Annotated in this window: 16 protein-coding genes; 11 read left to right on the top strand and 5 right to left on the bottom strand. The window is 73.0% G+C overall.

Features of this window, described 5'->3' with window-relative positions; translation table 11 throughout:
• The first annotated feature begins 2 nt into the window (after positions 1–2).
• On the top strand, positions 3–1,289 hold the full coding sequence (locus FKD65_RS21255) for an FAD-dependent oxidoreductase (RefSeq protein WP_141579150.1): 1,287 nt from the start codon (positions 3–5) through the stop codon (positions 1,287–1,289).
• Positions 1,290–1,367: 78 nt separating this feature from the next.
• Here FKD65_RS21255 and FKD65_RS21250 read toward each other — a convergent pair whose 3' ends face one another.
• Positions 1,368–1,619: a hypothetical protein gene (locus FKD65_RS21250; protein ID WP_141579149.1), complete on the bottom strand. Its 252-nt coding sequence runs from the start codon at positions 1,617–1,619 to the stop codon at positions 1,368–1,370.
• A gap of 870 nt (positions 1,620–2,489) precedes the next feature.
• Between FKD65_RS21250 and FKD65_RS21245 the strand changes: the two genes are divergently transcribed.
• The 3 genes from FKD65_RS21245 to FKD65_RS21235 all read left to right on the top strand — a co-directional run bounded on the left by FKD65_RS21245 (position 2,490) and on the right by FKD65_RS21235 (position 5,307).
• Complete coding sequence (locus tag FKD65_RS21245; RefSeq protein WP_141579148.1) at positions 2,490–3,107, top strand: hypothetical protein; 618 nt, start codon at positions 2,490–2,492, stop codon at positions 3,105–3,107.
• A 222-nt stretch (positions 3,108–3,329) separates the two neighbouring features.
• Positions 3,330–4,556 (top strand): chaplin family protein, encoded by a 1,227-nt coding sequence (locus FKD65_RS21240; protein WP_168221132.1) that lies wholly within the window; start codon positions 3,330–3,332, stop codon positions 4,554–4,556.
• A gap of 139 nt (positions 4,557–4,695) precedes the next feature.
• Positions 4,696–5,307 (top strand): class E sortase, encoded by a 612-nt coding sequence (locus FKD65_RS21235; RefSeq protein ID WP_141579146.1) that lies wholly within the window; start codon positions 4,696–4,698, stop codon positions 5,305–5,307.
• Between the two features lie 60 nt (positions 5,308–5,367).
• On the opposite strand, the gene FKD65_RS21230 is transcribed toward FKD65_RS21235, so the two are convergent.
• The gene (locus tag FKD65_RS21230) at positions 5,368–6,375 is read right to left on the bottom strand and encodes a matrixin family metalloprotease (protein WP_168221131.1); all 1,008 of its coding nucleotides are present in this window, start codon (positions 6,373–6,375) and stop codon (positions 5,368–5,370) included.
• A 353-nt stretch (positions 6,376–6,728) separates the two neighbouring features.
• Here FKD65_RS21230 and FKD65_RS21225 point away from each other — a divergent pair, with 353 nt between their 5' ends.
• The 5 genes from FKD65_RS21225 to FKD65_RS21205 all read left to right on the top strand — a co-directional run bounded on the left by FKD65_RS21225 (position 6,729) and on the right by FKD65_RS21205 (position 13,051).
• Positions 6,729–7,823 (top strand): DUF2382 domain-containing protein, encoded by a 1,095-nt coding sequence (locus FKD65_RS21225; protein WP_141579144.1) that lies wholly within the window; start codon positions 6,729–6,731, stop codon positions 7,821–7,823.
• Positions 7,824–8,474: 651 nt separating this feature from the next.
• Entirely contained in the window at positions 8,475–10,403 is a 1,929-nt protein-coding gene (locus FKD65_RS21220; RefSeq protein ID WP_240810265.1) for a glycoside hydrolase family 3 protein, read from the top strand.
• Between the two features lie 337 nt (positions 10,404–10,740).
• A complete protein-coding gene (locus tag FKD65_RS21215; protein ID WP_240810264.1) occupies positions 10,741–11,577 on the top strand; it encodes a patatin-like phospholipase family protein in 837 nt (278 codons plus the stop codon).
• A gap of 1 nt (position 11,578) precedes the next feature.
• Positions 11,579–12,547 (top strand): 1-acyl-sn-glycerol-3-phosphate acyltransferase, encoded by a 969-nt coding sequence (locus FKD65_RS21210; RefSeq protein ID WP_141579143.1) that lies wholly within the window; start codon positions 11,579–11,581, stop codon positions 12,545–12,547.
• Between the two features lie 96 nt (positions 12,548–12,643).
• Positions 12,644–13,051 (top strand): RNA-binding S4 domain-containing protein, encoded by a 408-nt coding sequence (locus FKD65_RS21205; RefSeq protein ID WP_141579142.1) that lies wholly within the window; start codon positions 12,644–12,646, stop codon positions 13,049–13,051.
• 62 nt (positions 13,052–13,113) lie between these two features.
• On the opposite strand, the gene FKD65_RS21200 is transcribed toward FKD65_RS21205, so the two are convergent.
• The 3 genes from FKD65_RS21200 to FKD65_RS21190 form a co-directional block, all read right to left on the bottom strand.
• Complete coding sequence (locus tag FKD65_RS21200) at positions 13,114–14,496, bottom strand: MFS transporter (protein ID WP_141579141.1); 1,383 nt, start codon at positions 14,494–14,496, stop codon at positions 13,114–13,116.
• A 130-nt stretch (positions 14,497–14,626) separates the two neighbouring features.
• Positions 14,627–15,052 (bottom strand): hypothetical protein, encoded by a 426-nt coding sequence (locus FKD65_RS21195; RefSeq protein WP_141579140.1) that lies wholly within the window; start codon positions 15,050–15,052, stop codon positions 14,627–14,629.
• A 134-nt stretch (positions 15,053–15,186) separates the two neighbouring features.
• Complete coding sequence (locus tag FKD65_RS21190; protein ID WP_168221130.1) at positions 15,187–16,290, bottom strand: phosphatidylserine/phosphatidylglycerophosphate/cardiolipin synthase family protein; 1,104 nt, start codon at positions 16,288–16,290, stop codon at positions 15,187–15,189.
• Positions 16,291–16,482: 192 nt separating this feature from the next.
• On the opposite strand from FKD65_RS21190, the gene FKD65_RS21185 reads away from it, so the two are divergent.
• Positions 16,483–17,031 carry a helix-turn-helix transcriptional regulator gene (locus tag FKD65_RS21185; RefSeq protein ID WP_205718754.1) on the top strand — a complete coding sequence of 183 codons (549 nt, stop codon included), beginning with the start codon at positions 16,483–16,485 and terminating at the stop codon, positions 17,029–17,031.
• A complete protein-coding gene (locus FKD65_RS21180; RefSeq protein WP_141579138.1) occupies positions 17,028–18,281 on the top strand; it encodes an MFS transporter in 1,254 nt (417 codons plus the stop codon). The genes FKD65_RS21185 and FKD65_RS21180 overlap by 4 nt, the downstream gene beginning before the upstream one ends.
• Positions 18,282–18,287 lie beyond the last annotated feature (6 nt).

The following is an 18,287-nucleotide window of genomic DNA, read 5'->3' as shown; positions in this document are numbered from 1 at the left end:
ACATGAGCGACTCGGCCAGCGACGTCGTCATCGCCGGCGCCGGGCCCTACGGCCTGTCGACCGCCGCCTACCTGCAGAACCTCGGGCTCGACGTCCGGGTCATCGGGGAGCCGATGCGGTTCTGGGACGCGAACATGCCGCTCGGCATGTACCTCAAGTCCGAACCGTCCGCCTCCAGCCTCGGGGCTCCGCAGGCGGGCCTGCGGTTCACCGACCGGCACCCGGGCTGGCGGGTCGGGCACCCGATCCCGCTGGAGACGTTCGTGGAGTACGGGCGCTGGTTCGCCGCCGAGGCGGTGTCCGGCATCGAGGACGCGCAGGTGGCGCACATCGAACAGGCCGGGAGCGCCGGGCGGCGCGAGGACGTCAGGTACGGCGGGGCGGGCGGCTACCGAGTCACGCTCTCCTCGGGCGAGAGGATCACGGCGCGCGCGGTGGTCGTCGCGGTCGGCGTCGGGCCGTTCGCGCACATTCCCGAGCAGCTGGCGGGGATGCCTTCCTGGCTCGTCTCGCACAGCAGCGCCCACAGCGATCTCGGCCTGTTCGCGGGCAAGGAGGTCGCGGTCGTCGGCGCCGGCCAGTCCGCGCTCGAGACGGCGGTGCTGCTGGCGGACGCGGGGGCGCGCCCGCACCTGATCGCGCGGCGGCGCGTCCTGGACTGGAACACCGTCCCGGAGGAGTACCGGTCGTTCCGCACCAGGCTGCTGGAGGGCCCGAGGTCCGGGCTCGGCACCGGCTACCGGACGTGGGTGTGGGCGGAGCGGCCCGGGCTCGTCCGGTACCTGCCGGAGCGGACCCGGCGGCGGATCGTCCGCGAGACGCTCCCGCCTGCGGGGGCGTGGTGGCTGCGCGACCGGCTGGACGAGCGGATCCGCGTCTCGACCGGCCGCCTCCTCGCCAAGGCCGTCGAGGAGGACGACGGCATCGTGCTGACCACGACCGACCACGACGGGCGCCGTCTCGTCACGGAGGTGGAGCACGTCATCGCGGCCACCGGGTACGTCCCCGACATCGAGCGGCTCGCCCTGCTCGCACCGGAGCTGCGCGGCCGCATCGCCACCCGGCTCGGCGCGCCGGTGCTCAGCCGCGACTTCGAGGCCTCCACGCCCGGCCTCTACTTCGCCGGCCTCGCCGCCGCCCCCACCTTCGGTCCGGTCATGAGGTTCGTGCACGGCGCCGACTTCGCGGCCCGGCGGATCGCACACCGCATCGTCCGGCGGACGCCGCGCGTGCACGTGCCGGCGGTCCGGCCCGCGGGCCTTCTGGAGCCGGGCGCCTCCCAGCGGTAGAGGGATCCTCGTCCTCCGGCCGGCGGGCACGGCTCGGGACGCCCGCCGGCTTTCGGCCCTCCGGAGCGGCCTGGGGCTCTATGCCCACGGCGGGCGCGCTCGGCGGCGCGCGCGCTCGGCCTTGGCGACGGCCACGGACCACTCCAGGCGCGAGTACAGCGTCCACGCTCCCGACCGGCCGCGCCGGGGGGAGCCGCTCTGACCGGTGGGAATGCCGGAGAGCATGACGAGGTCGGCGTCGGCGCGGGTGACGAACCGGCGGGTCTCGCGGCGCGGACGGTGCGAACGCGCGGGCAGCAGCCGCGCCATCGCGGACGAAGGATCGATCATCGCGGGCTCCTCGATGGGCAAGACGCAGGAGTGACCGTCCGTGCACAGAATGTAGCGCACCGATACCGCCCCCGTCTGGGCGAGCGGGCGGTGCTCGTCGGCTCGCCGTGGGCTGGACCGCGGAGGGGAGCGTCCGGGCCTCGACAAAAAGAAAGAGCCTGGCAAAACGAGCGAGAAGTGGCGGGAAACCGGCCGCGATAAAAGCAGAACCAATGCCGGAGTAAATGATGGGGAGACACGGCGGGAGACGAGGCAATGGCTCCTTGATCGTCCTCAGCTCGGTGCTACGTTCATGCCGTCCAGAACGACCGGGACCAGAAAGCGGCCTGAACGCGGCCGCGGGGGCGAAAGGAAACGGCTGTGCATTCCGTACCGATCCAGCGCGGGGCGAATCGCCCGCAGGGTCGGCCGCGGCACACCCTCCTCCCGCTTCTGCTGCGCCTCGCAGCCGTGGCGGGTTTCGTCTTCGCCGGTTGGGTCGCGCTGTCCGCGCTGACGCATTCCGCCTTCGCGGCCGAGCGGCCCGCGCCGAGGGGAGCCCGGCACGCCGACGCTCTGACGATCGGCGCCGTCTCCGGCGCCGTCCAGGGTGCCGTTTCGGATTCCGTTCCAGGGGCCGTGTCGCGCTCCGTGCATGGGGTCGTGTCGCGCTCCATGCCCGGTGCGGTGCCGGACCCTGAGCGTGAGGCCGTCCCGGGTCCTGTGTCCGGTGGCCGGGCGGGTTCTGGGCCTGAGGCCGTCTCGGGTCTCCCGTCCCGCGGCCCGGCGGGTTCTGTGCCTGAGGTCGTGTCGGGTTCCCTGCTCCGCGGCCGGGCGGGCTCTGCGGCTCAGGCTGTGTCGGGTTCTGTGCCTGGGGCGGTGGCCAGTGGTGTGCGTGAGGTCGGGGACGACCCCGTCCGGTACCTCCGGTCGCGGCAGCAGGACGTGCTCGGCGGCCAGGACCGGGGCGTCCACCCCGTGGGGGACGTCGCTGACGAGGTCGGGCTCTCGCAGGTGCAGGTGGCGGGTCTTCTTCAGGACCGTCCCGTCATCGGGGACCTCGTCCGTCCGATGACGGGACAGCGGCCCCTTCTGAGCGGTGACCCCACGCCCGATGCCCAGCAAGCACCCGCGGCGCAGCAGGGGGCCGACGCGGAGCACGATTCCGTCCAGGCACCGGACAAGGAGGCGTCCGCCGGGAAGGCACGCGTCCGCTACGCCGCCGGCCCGTTCCCGGCGACCGGGGGTGGACCGGCGCACGAGCGCGCCGACCTCTGCCCGAGCTGCCGCGGCGACGACCGCACGCCGTCTCCCGGTCCCGCGCTGCCGTCCGGGCAGGACGGTCCCCGCGGCGGCGGGTCGGCCGGAGGGCACCCGTTCGCCCCCGTCGCCGACCTGCTGAACCGCCAGTACCCGGCGGCGCCCACCGTCGCGGACGCGGGGACCTTCCGCCGCACGGCGCTGAGCGACGTGGCCGCACCCGGCGGCCCGTCCATCGTCCCCGACTAGCGACCCCCGGTCCGGCCGGCGGATGCTCGCCGGAAAGGGCCGGCTCCCGGCGGCGGCGTGCGCGACGCACGCCCACCCGCCCTCACCTCGATCTCCACCGGAGCGCAACGGCCGCGGATGGCCGCTGCCCAGGGCTGCGCCCACCCGCACGGTGCCGCGCAGCGATCACCACCGATCACCACCGATCAACGATTCGCAACGAACCGACAGGAGCAACACATCATGCGCATCTGGTCCAGGAACACCGGCCGCGCCGCCCTGGTGGCCGCGAGCGCCATCGCCGTCGGGGCCGCCTTCGGCACCGCGGTGCCGGCCAACGCCGTCGGGGCCCTGTACGGGGGCTCGCACGGCGGGGGCCGCGACGTGGACATGAAGAGCATCGGCAACTTCGGGACGGCGAACGGCGCCCAGGCCTTCGCACCGATCAGCATGCCGATCGACGTCTGCGGCAACGCCCTCGCGATCAGCGGGCTCGCCCTGGCGAAGTGCAAGGGCGGCGCGTCCATCAAGGAGGGCGGCGGCCACCGGCCGGGCTACCGGACGGCCGACGGCTGGGGCGGCGGCGAGTGGGGCGGCTCGCACGGGCACGGGGGCCGCAGCGTGGACATGACGAGCGCCGGCAACGTCGGGCTGCTGAACGGCAGCCAGGTGTACGCGCCGATCAGCATGCCGATCAACGTGTGCGGCAACTCCCTCGGGGTCTTCGGTGCCGCGCAGGCCAAGTGCAAGGGCGGCGCGTCGGTCAAGGGGAGCGGCGAGCCCAAGAAGGTCAAGATGACGACCACGGGCAACTTCGGTGCCGGGAACGGCACCCAGGCCTACGCGCCGGTGAAGGCCCCGATCAACGTGTGCGGCAACGCCGCCTCGCTGTTCGGCATCGCGGAGGCGGAGTGCAAGGGCGGAGCGACCGTCGAGGAAGGGCACGGGCCCAAGGAGCACCCGCGCCACCACCCGCACAAGAAGCCGAAGAAGAAGCACTGCAAGTGCAAGCACCGTCCGGCCGCCAAGCACAAGAAGCTGCCCTCGACGATGCGCGCCGAAGGCTCCCGCATCGCGAACGTCGCTCCGAACCAGCGGATCGCGACCGCCGCTCCGAAGCAGCGCATCGCGAGCATCGCTTCGAACCGGCGGATCGCTGACGTCGCTCCGAAGCAGCGGATCGCGGGCATCGCCTCGAACCAGCGCGGCGCGCAGATCGCCTCGAACCAGCGCCGTGCGGACATCGCCTCGCCCCGGCGGGGTGCGGGCATCGCCTCGCCTCAGCGGGGTGCGGGTGTCGCTCCGAACTACCGGAGTGCGGCCGCCATGCCCGCCGTGCAGGGGCTGCTGGACAGCCTCAAGGGCATCGTGAAGGTGCCCGGTGTGGACGCCAAGCCCGGCCAGATCGGCCCGAAGTCGCTCGTGGGCAAGGACGCGCCGGTGAAGCTCGGTTCTCAGCTCCTGCGCTGAGCACGCGTCGGCTCGGATGACGATCCACGGCCGACGAACGGCGGGGAAGGGGCGGCAGACGTGTCGCCCCTTCCCCTGCCGGCACATGAGCCCCGTGCCAGCTCATGCGGGCACTGCTCCGATCGATGGAGAGGGAACCATGCTCGACCGAAGGGCCCTGTGCGCGGTCGTTCTCGCCGCGTGCTGCGCCGTGTCCGTCCTCGGTGTCGCCGGGGCGCGGGCCGTCCCGGCGGTCGTCGCCGGTTCGGCGGCTGTCGCCGGTTCGGCGGCTGTCGCCGGTTCGGCGGCTGTCGCCGGTCCTGGGGTGGTCGCTGCGGGTCGGCCGCGGATCGGCGCGGTGATCGCGCAGATCCGGATCAGGCGGATGCGCCTGAAGATCGGCGTCAGGCAGGGCGTCGGCCAGGCGGTGCTGCGGCGCGGCGTCGGCCACTACCCGGGGACGGCGCTTCCCGGCCAGGAGGGCAACGCCGTCCTGCTCGGCCACCGCACGACCTGGCTGCACCCGTTCAACCGGCTCGACAGGATGCGCCGCGGCGACCGGATCATCCTGCGCGTCGGCCGCAGGACCTATGTGTACCGGGTGCGGACCAAGCGCGTCATCGACCCCCGGGACCGGCGGGCCCTGGAGGCGGTGCCGTTCAAGCGGGCCAGCGTCCCCAACGGCAGGTACGTCACGCTCATCACCTGCACGCCCAAGGGGTCGGACCGGCACCGCCTGGTCGTCGTCGGCAAGATCGACTCCAAGGGCTGACCCCGGCGCCGCGCCCGCCCGCGGCCGGACGCTGGGACGGCGCGCGCGGCTCGCCGCCGCTCAGCGTCCGCCGTAGAGCGCGATCAGCCCGTCGTGGTCGCCCTTGCCGAGCGTGGCGGGCCCGTCGTCGCAGGACGCGAGGAACGGCGTCATCGTGAGCCCCGTGTGCTCGGCGCCCCCGACGTGGGCGAGGCCGAAGACGTGCCCCGCCTCATGGGTCGCGACCGCCTCGGCGGAGTAGCTCCCGGCCGGGCAGGTCCCGCCCGTCCACCACCGCTTGCCGCGCGCTTGTATCGCCATGTCCGTCTCGACCGTCGTGGGGCCCCTGAACCACGCGCACGTCGCCGCGAGGATCGGGGCCTCCGCCTCCGGCATGGCCAGCCAGCCGAACGTGTTGACCCGGTCCCGGGTCCCGCAGGCGGCGGCGCCCGTCACGTTCGGCGGCCGGTTGCTCTCCCCTGCGTAGCGCGCGGTCACTCCAGGCGCCGGTGTGAAGCGGCCCGAGCCCGTGCAGTCGGTCCGGGCGCCGGTCATGTTGGCGACGCCGGAGGTGACGGGGCCCCTCGGCAGCCCGGCCGCACCCGCGTAGTAGCCCCACTGGACGGCGGTGCCCTTCGGCCACTTGCTGGGTTCGGGACGGTACGCGCCGTCCCGGCAGGCGTTCGCCGGCGCCCGGAACTGGCGCGGCCTGCCCTCCGGCGTCCGGCCGCCCTGCGTGCCGATGGTGATCTCACCCGCCCGGTCGTCCACCTCGATGCGCAGTTCGGCGGCGCCGTCGGTGCGCAGGGCGTGCGCCACCAGGGAGGTCCCGTCGGACGGGACGACCGCGGTGAGCCCGTCCGCGCCGCGCACCGTCCGGCCGCGCAGATCGCACTCGGCGATCTTGATCTTCTGCGGCATCGCGCGGGCGGTGAGCGTCTCGCCCGGCCTGCACCAGGTGGGCGGGCGCCGGACCGGGGCGGCCCCGGCCCCCGTGAAAGCCGTGCACGCCAGGACGGCGGCCGCCGCGGTCACCATCGCGGCGGGCGCCGCCCACGGCCTCCGGGCCGCCCGTGAAATGTCGCGCATCTCAGTTTCTCCGCGTGTTCGGGAACGTCCCTCGCAGTCTTCGCGCGGAGCGGGACGGGGAAAACCGCACCCGGATAAAATGATCACCATATTGACAAAGGCGCCATTCGCAAATGAGATGCTTCGGGGATATATGTCGGAAATGGTGGGTGAGTGACGCTGGGGAGCATCGCAAGAATTCGGTAGATTGTTCCCCATGGTTCTGTAAACACGTTTATAACGACACTATCCGGAAAAGCAGCAGGTAATGCGGCAACTTAGGATCAAACAGAACACCGCTACCGAGTGGCGGGCACCACCTCCCCCCGTCCCCCCGCCGTCCGGGAGCGTTCACGGAAGCGGAGGTGCTCAACGTGCAGACGCAGACACAGGTGCGGGAGCTCATGGGCATGAGCGTGACCGACACCCATGGGACGAAGGTCGGCACGGTCAAGCAGGTCTACCTGAACGACGATTCCGGCTCCCCGGAGTGGGTGACCGTGCACACCGGCTGGTTCGGGATGCGCGAGAGTTTCGTGCCGCTGGCCGGGGCCCGCAAGGCCCAGGACGCGCTGATGGTCCCCTACGAGAAGGAGACGATCAAGGGCGCGCCGAACGTCGATGCCGACGAGCACCTGTCGCATGCGCAGATCGTGGATCTGTACAGGCACTATGGCGTGCGCCCCCCGGCCGGCCGCCGCGAGGGCGGGGAGGCGGAGACGGACACGTCCGAGAGCGCGCGCACGACCGGCACCACCGAGACGAGCGCGGCCGCCGGCGCCGCGGGCACCGCCCCGGCGAAGGACACCGCCAGAGAGCGCCCTGCCGGGAGCGCGCGTCCCGCCGGAAGCGACCGGCCTGCCGAAAGCGCCCGTCCCGCTGGGAGCGCTCGACCTGCCGGAAGCGCCGGACCCACTGGAAGCACCGGACCCACTGGGCCAGCTGCGAGTTCGGGACCGACGGGCGCCGCGGGCATGGCCGTGCATCCCGAGCGCGGCAGGCGCGGCGGGGCCGGCGGGCAGACCATGCCGCCCCAGTCGGCGCGCGAGGGCGCTGAGGCGCCGATGACCGAGATCACCCGGTCCGAGGAGCAGATGCGCATCGGCACCGAGCGGCACGAGGCCGGACGCGTCCGGGTGCGCAAGTGGATCGAGACCGAGATGGTCGAGCAGACGATCCCGGTGTCGCACGAGGAGATCCGCATCGACCGCGAGCCGATCGCGGGCGGCAGCCCGGACCCGAAGCTGACCATCTCCGAGGCGGACCAGGAGATCATCCTCTACGAGGAGCGCCCGGTCATCGCCAAGGAGACCGTGCCGGTCGAGCGCGTGCGGCTCCGCACCGAGCAGGTGCAGGACGAGCAGACCGTGCGCGGCGAGCTCCGCAAGGAGCGCATCGAGGTCACGCGCGACGACGGTGCCCGCGGGCCCCACGTGGAGGAGCGCGGGGAGGGCGGCCCGTCCGCGTGACCCGAGCCTGAGCCACCCCGGATGGCGGCGCGCCCCGCCGGCCGATTCTCACCCGCCGGCCGGCGGGGCGCCCGTCCCGGTGTTCCGGCCCAGCACGAACCCGGTGTCCCGCGCGGCACGGTTCCGCCCAGCACGAACCCGGTGTCCCGCGCGGCAGGCGCTCTGCGGGAGGAGGGCCCTTGGGGGCCCGGCCCGCGCGGGAGGGTGTGGCCGGGTTCGGCCAACGGGGGTGGGAGCTGCGACGCGGCCGTGACGGGCCGCTCGACTTTCGTGTCCAGCCGCCCTGTGCGGCGAGGCGCCGTCCTCGCGCGCCGAGGGCGGGCGCCCGCGCGGCAAGGAGTCGTTCCTGCGCGTGGAGGCTCGGTGGCCGGGTGAGCAGGGGCGGGGGCCTGTCCGCCCGTTCGGCTCGGTCCGGTCCGTGAAGCGACTGTGAACGAAGCCCTCGTCAAGCCCTCTTCCATGTTTTCCACAAGGCGGTGGTCGGGCCTGTGAAGATCCATTGACAGCTTCCGGGGCGCCGGGGGAGGTTCCAGGGTGGACGTCGCCGGCGCAGGGGTCATGGCCGTCCGGGCGAGCCATGACCCCGGCGTCCGGCCGCGCGCGGTCCGCCGGGCCGCGCGGCGTCCTTCGGAGCGACCCAGGAGGGACGAGTTGCCGCACTCCCACAGACGTGTCATCGCCACCCGGATCGGGCGATCACTGGTCGCGCTCGCGACCGTCGCCGCCCTGCCGTCGGCCCTGGCGGCGCAGCCCGCGCTGGCCGAGCCGCCCCAGCGGGCCCCGTACCTGAACTCCCGGCTGCCCGTCGCCGAGCGGGTGAAGGACCTGCTCGGCCGCATGACGCCGCAGGAGAAGGTCGGCCAGATGACGCAGGCCGAGCGCGGCGCCATCGACGGCGACCGCGACCAGATCACCGCGCTGGCCCTCGGGTCGGTGCTGTCCGGCGGCGGCTCGGTGCCGGCCGACAACACCCCCGCGGGCTGGGCGGACATGGTCGACGCCTACCAGTCCAAGGCGCTCGCCACCCGCCTGAAGATCCCGCTGCTGTACGGGGTCGACTCGGTGCACGGCCACAACAACCTCGTCGGCGCCACCGTCTTCCCGCACAACATGGCGATGGGCGCGACCCGCGACCCCGGCCTCGTCCGCCGGGAAGAGGAGATCACGGCCATCGAGACGAGGGCGACCGGACCCCAGTGGGCGTTCGCTCCCTGCGTCTGCGTCACCCGTGACCTGCGCTGGGGACGCGCATACGAGAGCTTCGGCGAGGACCCGCGGCTCGTCATCCAGATGGAGACCGGCCTGGAGGGCTTCCAGGGGCGTCGCAAGAGCGACCTGGCCACGAACCGGCATGTCCTGGCGTCCGCCAAGCACTACGCAGGGGACGGCGACACGCTGTTCGGCTCGTCCACCAGCGGGACGTACACGATCGACCAGGGTGTCACCGTCACCGACCGCAAGCACTTCGCCGAAGTCGACCTCGCCCCCTACGTCGTGGCGGTCAAGAAGTACGGCGTCGGCAGCATCATGCCGTCGTTCTCCAGCGTGGACTGGAAGGAGGACGGCGTCGGCAACCCGGTCAAGATGAGCGCGAGCAAGGAGCTGCTGACCGACGTCCTCAAGAAGAAGGTCGGGTTCGACGGCTTCCTCATCAGCGACTGGGAGGCCATCCACCAGATCCCGGGCGACTACGCCACGCAGGTCCGCACGTCCGTGAACGCCGGCATGGACATGTTCATGGAGCCCTACAGCGCGCCCCAGTTCGTCCAGACGCTGCTGGCGGAGGTGCAGGCGGGACGCGTGCCGATGACGCGGATCGACGACGCGGTCGGCCGCATCCTGAAGGCCAAGTTCGAGCTCGGCCTGTTCGAGCACCCCTACACCGACCGGAGCAACGCCAAGACGATCGGGTCGCCGCAGCACCGCGCGGTCGCCCGCGAGGCCGTCGCCAAGTCGCAGGTCCTGCTGAAGAACTCCGGCGACGCGCTGCCGCTGAAGAAGAACCAGCGGATCTACGTGGCCGGGACCAACGCCGACGACATCGGCAACCAGGCCGGCGGCTGGACGCTCACGTGGCAGGGGCAGTCCGGCGACATCATCCCGGGCACGACGATCCTGGACGGCATCAAGCAGAACTCGTCCCACGTCACCTACAGCGAGGACGCCTCCGCGCCGACGGCCGGCAGCGACGTCGGCGTCGTGGTGGTCGGCGAGACCCCGTACGCGGAGGGCGTCGGCGACGTCGGCAACGGGCACACGCTGAACCTGTCCGACGCCGACAAGGCCGCGATCGACAAGGTCTGCTCCGCGATCAGGACGTGCGTCGTCCTGGACGTCGCGGGACGTCCGCAGATCGTCACCGACCGGCTGCAGAAGATGGACGCGTTCGTCATGTCCTGGCTGCCCGGCAGCGAGGGCGCGGGCGTCGCGGACGTCCTGTTCGGCAAGCGTCCGTTCACCGGCAGGCTGTCGGTGACCTGGCCCACCAGCGAGGGCCAGGAGCCGATCAACGTCGGTGACCGGAACTACCGGCCGCTGTTCCCCTACGGCTACGGCCTGAAGACCCGCGCCCACCACTGACGGGCGTCCCCGCCGAGGGCCGGCCGCCCGCCCCACCCCAGGGCGGCCGACCCTCCCCGGCCGCGGCTCCCGCCGGTGCTCTGCCAAGGTCCGCCGAGTGCGTCGGCTCGGCGGGCCGGCCCGGCATGCCGGCAGGTGCACGCCTCCAGGTGACACGGGTAGCGTCGTCGTCGACCCGGCTCGTCCGAAACCGCGCCGGGTGCCGCGCCCATGGCACGGTCACGCAGGTCGGGGAGCTTGTGGGTCCTGGTCCCGTTTATCCGGGTCCGCACGGGTGAAGCTGCCTCCAGCGCCCGGGAGGCAGGGCGCGCGGCGAGCTCGCGCGAAGGGAGAGCGGGTGGAACGGGAGCCGCGGGTGGCGTTCGTCCTCGGGGGCGGAGGCGTGCTCGGCGCGCACGAGGTCGGCATGCTCAGGGCGCTGCGGGAGACCGGCGTGCGCCCCGACCTCGTCGTCGGGACCTCCATCGGGGCGCTCAACGGCGTGCTGGTCGCGGCCGGGCCCGACGCCGCGGTCGAGCGGCTCACCAGCCTCTGGTCGGACGAGTCCGTCCGCGACGTGTTCGGCTCACCCGTCCTCGCCCGGCTGTGGCGGCTCGCCCGCTCCGGCACGCACCTGCACTCGAACGAGCCGCTGCGCCGCATGCTGGACGAGCTGCTTCCCGTCCCGTCGTTCGAGGAGCTGGAGGTCCAGTTCCAGTGCGTCGCCGCCGGGATCGAGACCGCGATGGCGCACTGGTTCACCGAGGGCCCGCTGCTCCCGGCGGTGCTCGCGTCGTCCGCCGCCCCGGGCCTGCTGCCGCCCGTCCGGATCGGGGACCGGCACTACTACGACGGCGGGCTCGTCCACAGCATCCCGGTCAGCCGGGCCGTCATGCTCGGCGCCACCGAGATCTACGTCCTGCACGTCGGCCGGATCGAACGCGACCTCGCGCCCCCGCGCCGGCCCTGGGAGGTCGGCCTCGTCGCGTTCGAGATCGCGCGCCGGCACCGGTTCTTCGAGGAGATGGCGACCCTCCCGGCGGGCCTGTCCGTCCACGTCCTGCCCGCGGGGGCGAGGTCGCAGAAGGCCGGAGTCGACCTCACCCAGGTCCGTTACCGGAACGCGTCCGGAATCAGGGGTCACATCGAACGCGCCTATCAGGCATCGTTGGAGTACCTGAAAGAACGAGCGTGAGATGCTGCCACCCCGTTTCGTGCGCCGCCTGGTGTGCACGCCCCTGCTGTTCGTCCTGACCCTCCTGGTCGTCGTGCTCTTCCCGATCGGCTACGTGGTGGCGTACCTGGGCGGGCGCGAGCGCAAGCGCGCCCTGCGCCTGCTGTGGTTCACCCTCACCTGGGGGGCCCGCGAGACGGTCGCCGTCCTCGAATGCGGATGGCTGTGGATCCGCGGCCGCGCCCACGACGACCGGCACTACGACATCATCGGCCGCTACGTCGGCGCCCTCTACGCCTCGGCACAGCGCAGGCTCGGCCTGAGCATCGAGGTGGACGGGACGTGGGACGGCTCCGGCGGCGACCGCCCCCTCATCGTGCTCAGCCGGCACGCCGGACCGGGCGACGCGCTCCTGATCGTCCACCACCTGCTGAGCGAGTACCGGCGGCGGCCCCGCGTGGTCATGAAGGCGCTGCTCCAGTTCGACCCCTGCATCGACATCGTCGCCAACCGGGTGCCCAACGTGTTCGTCGCTCCGGGGGGCGGCGCCGCCGAGGACGTGGGCCGGCTCGCCGAGGGCCTCGCCGACCGCGAGGCGCTGCTGATCTTCCCGGAGGGCGGCAACTTCTCGCCGGAGCGCCGCCGCCGCGCGATCCGCCGGCTGACCCGGATGAAGCGCGCGGACGAGGCGACCCGCGCCGCCGCGATGCGCAACGTCATGCCGCCGCGCCCCGGCGGCGTGCTGGCCGCGCTCGAGTCGGCCCCCACCGCCGACGTGGTGTTCGTCGCGCACTGCGGGCTCGACCACATGGCCACCGCCGGGGACATCTGGCGGCGCGTCCCCCTGACCGCCCCCGTCCAGGCCCGCTGGTGGCGCGTCCCCGCCGAGGAGATCCCCGGCGGCCGCGACGCCCGCGTCCGCTGGCTCTACGAGAACTGGGAGCGCGCCGACGCGTGGATCAGCGCGCAGCGCATCCCCGAGCCGAAGTGACCGCGTGGCGGGAGCGGCGGCGGCGGGAGCGGCGGCAGGGGCCCGGTGGACGAAAAGGCCGAGGTGACAATACGGCCGGAGTGACATCATGGACGCATGGGCGATGAGGGGTCCGTGCGGGTCGATCTGTGGATCTGGTCCGTGCGGCTGCTGAAGACCCGCTCGATGGCGACGACGGCGTGCCGGGCGGGCCATGTCCGCGTGAACGACGAGCGCGCCAAGCCGTCCACCGTGGTCAGGCCCGGCGACACCGTCCGGCTCCGCCACGACGGGCGGGAGCGGATCGTCGTCGTGCAGAAGATCGTCCGCAAGCGGGTCGGGGCGCCCGTCGCCCAGGAGTGCCTGGTCGACAAGAGCCCGCCCCCGCCGCCGCGCGAGGCGCTCATCCCGGTCGGACGCCGCGATCGCGGCGCCGGCCGTCCCACCAAGCGCGACCGCCGCGAGCTCGAACGCATCCTCGACCGCTACCGCGTCCTGAACGAACCGCCGAAGGACGACGAATGACGGATGAGCGGGCGGCTCGGGGGCAGGACCGGCTATGAGGAGCAGGCGGTGAAGGGGCGGCGTCAGCTTCGGCCGCCGCCGTAGCGGCGTTCGGACTCCAGGGCCGACGCCACGTCCCGCGGATAGGTGCGCCGAGCCCCGAGCAGCAGCAGGCCGTTGGCCAGCAGCGGCAGCAGCGCCAGCAGGAACACCCGGTCCAGGCCGACCGCCGACTCCCGGCCGTCCCCGAGCACCCCGGACAGCCAGCCGAACAGCACCGGCGCCGCCGCCTCCCCCGACATGCGCACGATCGTCCGGATGGCCTCCGCGCGCCCCCACAGGCGGAAGTGGACGACGTCCAGCCGCACCGCGTCCAGCGGAGGGTTCGCGGCGGCGAGCGCGGCGGCGGCGAGCGCGAACAGCGGCAGCGCGATCAGTGCCCGCTCGGTGAGCAGGCCGGGAAGGAACAGCAGCGCCGCCGCGGCGAACGCCGCGCACGGCACGTCGACCCGCGCGTTCAGCGCGCCGCCGCGCAGGAGCCGGTCGGACAGCCGCCCGCCGACCAGCACCCCGGCGAGCGCGGCCAGCCCCACGACCGGCAGGAACGCCGACAGCCCGCCCCGCCCGACCGCGTACCGCTCCAGCATGAAGACCATCCCGAACGTGCGCAGTCCGGAGAAGAAGAAGTAGCCGGCCGCGGACGCCAGGATGATGATCACGTTCGTCCGGATGGCGAGCACGTGCCGCGCCGCCTGGAGCAGAGTCAGCCGCTCGGGGTCGGAGGTGAGGACGTTCCTCGGGTCCGGTTCCACGCCCGCCTCGCGCACCTGCCGCTGCGCGAGCTCCTCCTCCCGCCTGCCGGAGGGCGCCTGCGCGCCGCGCTCCGGCTCGGCCAGCATCCACCACAGCAGCGCGGCGAGGACGAAGCCCAGCGCCGCGACGAACCAGAACGACACCCGCCAGCTCAGGAACGCGGCGATGTTGCCGCCCGCGAGGAGCCCGAACCCGACGCCGAGCAGTTCGCCCGCGAGGACGCGCCCGTACGTCGCGGCCCGCTCCTCCGGCGGGAACAGGTCGCCGATCAGTGACGCCACCGTGGGCCCCGCCGTCGCCGTCACCGCGCCCAGCGCCACCCGCGACGCCAGCAGCGACTCGAAGGAGTCGGCCAGCCCTCCGACGACCATCGCGAGGCTCCACAGCACCACGCTGCCCGCCAGCAGCGGCACCCGCCGCACCCGGTCGGTGAGCTGCCCCACCGGCACCGTCGCGACCGCGCCCACCGCCGCCGGCGCCGCCGTCAGGATCCCGACCTCGGTGTTGGAGACGCCCAGGGCCTGCCGCAGCTCCTGGACGATCGCCCCGATCACCCCGGCGTCCGCCGCGTTCAGCGCGAGGACGCAGGCCATCAGGACGACGACGTGGGCCCGGCCGCGGCCTCCCAGCCGGTCCGCCAGCGCGGTCCTCACCCGCCGCCACCGCCGCGGGGCCGGCGCCGGTGGCGCCCTCGGCCAATGCCCGTGCGCGGCCCGGGCTCGTCCGGCCGGGCCGCGGCCTCGACGGCCCCGGGGGCCCGCCGCCGATGCCCCCGCGGGGGCGTCAGTCTCCTCTCGCGCCGGGGGCCGGGGCGATGAGCGCGTAGATCATCAGGATGCACAGCGCGATGGTCAGGACCGACCAGATCGGGAACGCGGCGAGGAACGCCAGGTGCCCGAGGGCGGCGAGGAAGGCGAACACGATGCCGACCACCCGCGCCCACATCTGCCCTGCCAGGACCCCGAAACCGATGATGATCTGGAGGGCGCCGAGAACGAGCCAGTACCAGCCCCACGCGGTGAAGTCGAACACCAGGAGCTGGCCGGAGTTGGCGACGTAGTAGTTGTCCTTGAACAGGGCCACCACACCGTCGATGACGTTGAACGCCCCCACCACGATGGAGAGGATGCCCGCGAAGGCGAGCCATCCGGAGATCTGGTAGTCCTGCCTCGAGGTCGTCCGACCCCCATGGGTCATTCTCGTCGTCATGGGACCTCCTGATCGAGCTACAAGTTCATGCTGAGAGATCCCCTTTGTCGGTTAATGGGGAACCGAGGCGCCAAAGCATTTGAATGCCGCTTGAGGCAAATCTGGGACGGGTGTGCCCCGGGATGACCAAGCCCCTATGCGGGCTGCGAGAGCTCGGTGATGATGCGCTCGATCTCCTTGAGCGCGTAGGCCGCGACGGCCCGCTGGCCCGCCTCGGCGTCCTCCCGGGTCTCCTCCAGGTCGCCCAGCACGATGATGTTCTCGTCGTTCAGCGTCGTCGCCGGCGCGGTGTAGTTGAAGCTCCCGGCGATCACCAGCCGCTCGTCCACGACCATCAGCTTGTGGTGCACCTTCCGCACCCCGGTGCCGGGCCTGTTCTCGAACAGCTCCACCCCGGCGGCCTTCAGCGGCTCGGTCGCGGCCCATGCCTGGGCGCCCTGCCCGTGGTCCAGGACCCCGCGGATGCGCAGCGAACGGGCGAGCCGGATCATGGTGTCGTCGATGCCGGACGAGCGGGCGAAGGTGAACATCGCGAAGTCCACGCTCGCCGACGCCTTGAGCATCTGCTTCATGATCTCCATCTCGGGCCCGTGCCGGGGCGCGAACAGCGGCTTCACCCGGACCCGGCCCAGCTGGAACTCCGCCGGTCGGGCCTCGACCCGCTCGTGCAGGGCCCCGAACGTCCCGGACCGCATCCGCAGGAACTCCTCCAGGTAGAGGGACGCGGCCCGCTGCCCCCGCAGCACGACCACGTGGTTGAGGTTGTTCCCCGCCTTGCCCCCCTTGCCCGTCCCCGGCGGGTTGGTGCCGGTGTCGGTGAGCGTGAAGTTCGCCGACCCGGTCAGCACCGCCGCCGTCGACTCCCCGTCGTCGCGCACGATGAACTTCTGATGGAAGATCGCCGGGTTCAGGTCGGTGACGAGGTCGACCCCCGCGCGCAGCAGCGCCGCGTAGATGAGCCGGTTCTCCTCGTTGGGGCCCGCCGCCGTCCACGGGTCCGCGAGCGGCCGCTCCTCCCGCAGGTAGTCGCCCTCCAGGATGATCTGCACCCGCACCCCGGCCGCCCGCGCGGCCAGGATCGCGTCCGCGATGCTGCGGGAGTCCAGCTCCTGCACCGCTATCCGCAGCGTGCGCCGCGCCCCGCCGATGAACTCCCGGACCACGGCGTCGAGATCGTCCGGTCCGCCCAGCGTCGTCGGACCCGCGAACAACTCGATCCCGCCCACACGAACCGGCATGACCGCCCCCAAACCCGCGACCGCCTCCCCCACAGCATTCCCCGCCTGCTCCGCCTTCGACCGGCATCGACGTGATCGGTATCGGCCACCCGCCGACCGCATGCACAAGAGGTGTTGTGCAATGAACATTGCACAAGAGTTCTTGCACATGTGAGGATTGGGTGCGTGGACAACTCCGACGATGTGCCCAGGGTGACCGATTCACGGGTGCTGGCAGCGATGTCGCATCCGCTCCGCCGCCGACTCATGGACGTGCTCAAGGTCTACGGCCCGTCCACCGCCAGCGCCCTCGCCGAGCGGACCGGCCAGGCCGTCGCCAACATCAGCCACCATGTGAAGGTGCTCGCCGCGGCGGGCCTGGTCGTCGAGGCGCCGGAACTCGCCAGGGACCGCCGCGAACGCTGGTGGCGGCCGGCCGTGCCGGAACTCCGCTGGCTCACGGGGGACTTCGACGACGACCCGTCCCGCCAGGCGGTGGCGGGCGCCGCGGTCTCGCTCGGCCTCGACCGCCAGATCGGGCTGGTCCGCGCGTGGCACGCCGTCCGGGAGCAGCGGGGGGCGTGGAACGGGGCGGCCTTCTCCGTCGACAAGTGGCTGCACCTGACCCCCGCCGAGCTGGGTGAACTGGAGCGGGAGCTCCTCGCGCTGCTCGAACGGTGGGAGCGGCGGGACGTCCCCGACGACGGGCAGGTCCGCGAGCCCGTCTTCCTCTTCGCCCACGGAGTCCCGGCGGAACCGTGACCGTCATCGCCCCGGCGCGCGGCGGTCCCCGCGCCCGGCGCCGCGACTTCCGGCTGCTCTGGACGGGGCAGGCCACCGGCAGGCTCGGGAGCAGCGTCACCGGCGTGGCGCTGCCGCTGGTCGCGGTCGCCTCCCTCGACGCGAGCACCCTGCGGGTGGCGCTGCTCTCCGCCGCCACCTGGCTGCCCTGGCTGCTCATGGGACTTCCCGCGGGCGCCTGGGTGGACCGCCTTCCCCGCCGGCCGATGATGGTCGCCTGCGACCTGACCGCCCTGCTGCTGTTCCTCAGCGTCCCGGCCGCCGCCTGGCTCGACCGGCTGACCATGGCCCACCTGTCGGCCGTGGCGCTGGGCGCGGGCTGTGCCGGCGTGTTCTTCCAGACGGCCTACCAGGTCTACCTCCCGTCCCTGCTGGACAGCGACGAACTGGCCGAAGGGAACGCCAAGGTGCAGGCGACCGAGGCCGCGGCCCAGGTCGGGGGTCCTGGCGTGGCAGGCCTGGTCACCCAGCTCGCGGGCGCGGTGAACGCCCTCCTTCTCGACGCGGTCAGCTACCTCGTCTCGGCCCTGTGCCTCCTGACGATCCGGACCCGCGAGGCCCGCCCCGACCGCGTCCGGAGCGGGACGCTGCGCCAGGAGATCGCCGAGGGCCTCCGGTTCGTGGCCCGTGACCCCTATCTCCGGGTACTGACCCTGTTCTCGGCCGCCAGCAACATCTGCCTGTTCGGATACCAGTCGATCCTGGTCGTGTTCCTGGTCCGCGAGGTCGGGGTCGCCCCTGGCATGGTGGGGGTCCTCGCCGCCGCGACGAGCCTGGGCGCCGTCCTCGGCGCGGCCGCGGTCCCCGTGCCGTCCCGCCGCTTCGGATCGGCCCGCACCATGCTCGCCGCCGAGATCGGCGCGGCCCCGTTCGGCCTGCTGATCCCCCTCACCACGAAGGGGGCGGGACTGCTGACGGCCGTCGCGGGCGGGTTCGTCATCGCCGCGGGTGTCGCGGCGGGCAACGTCCTCAAGGGCAGCTTCCGCCAGGCCTACGCCCCCCGTGCCCTGCTCGGACGGATCACCGTGACCATGCAACTGGTCAGCTACGGCACCATCCCCCTCGGCGCGCTCCTTGGCGGGGCCGTGGGCACCGCCCTGGGCGTCCGCCAGGCCATGTGGATCACCACGGGCGGCCTGGCCTTCACGGGGCTGATCCTCCTGGCGGGTCCCCTGCGCCGCCGCCGAGACCTCCCGTCCCAGCCGGGGTGAGCGCGG

This window comes from Actinomadura sp. WMMA1423, from assembly GCF_006547145.1.
GTDB lineage: Bacteria > Actinomycetota > Actinomycetes > Streptosporangiales > Streptosporangiaceae > Spirillospora.
The sequence above is the reverse complement of the archived record's forward strand: the minus strand, read 5'-3'. Positions and strand labels throughout refer to the sequence as shown.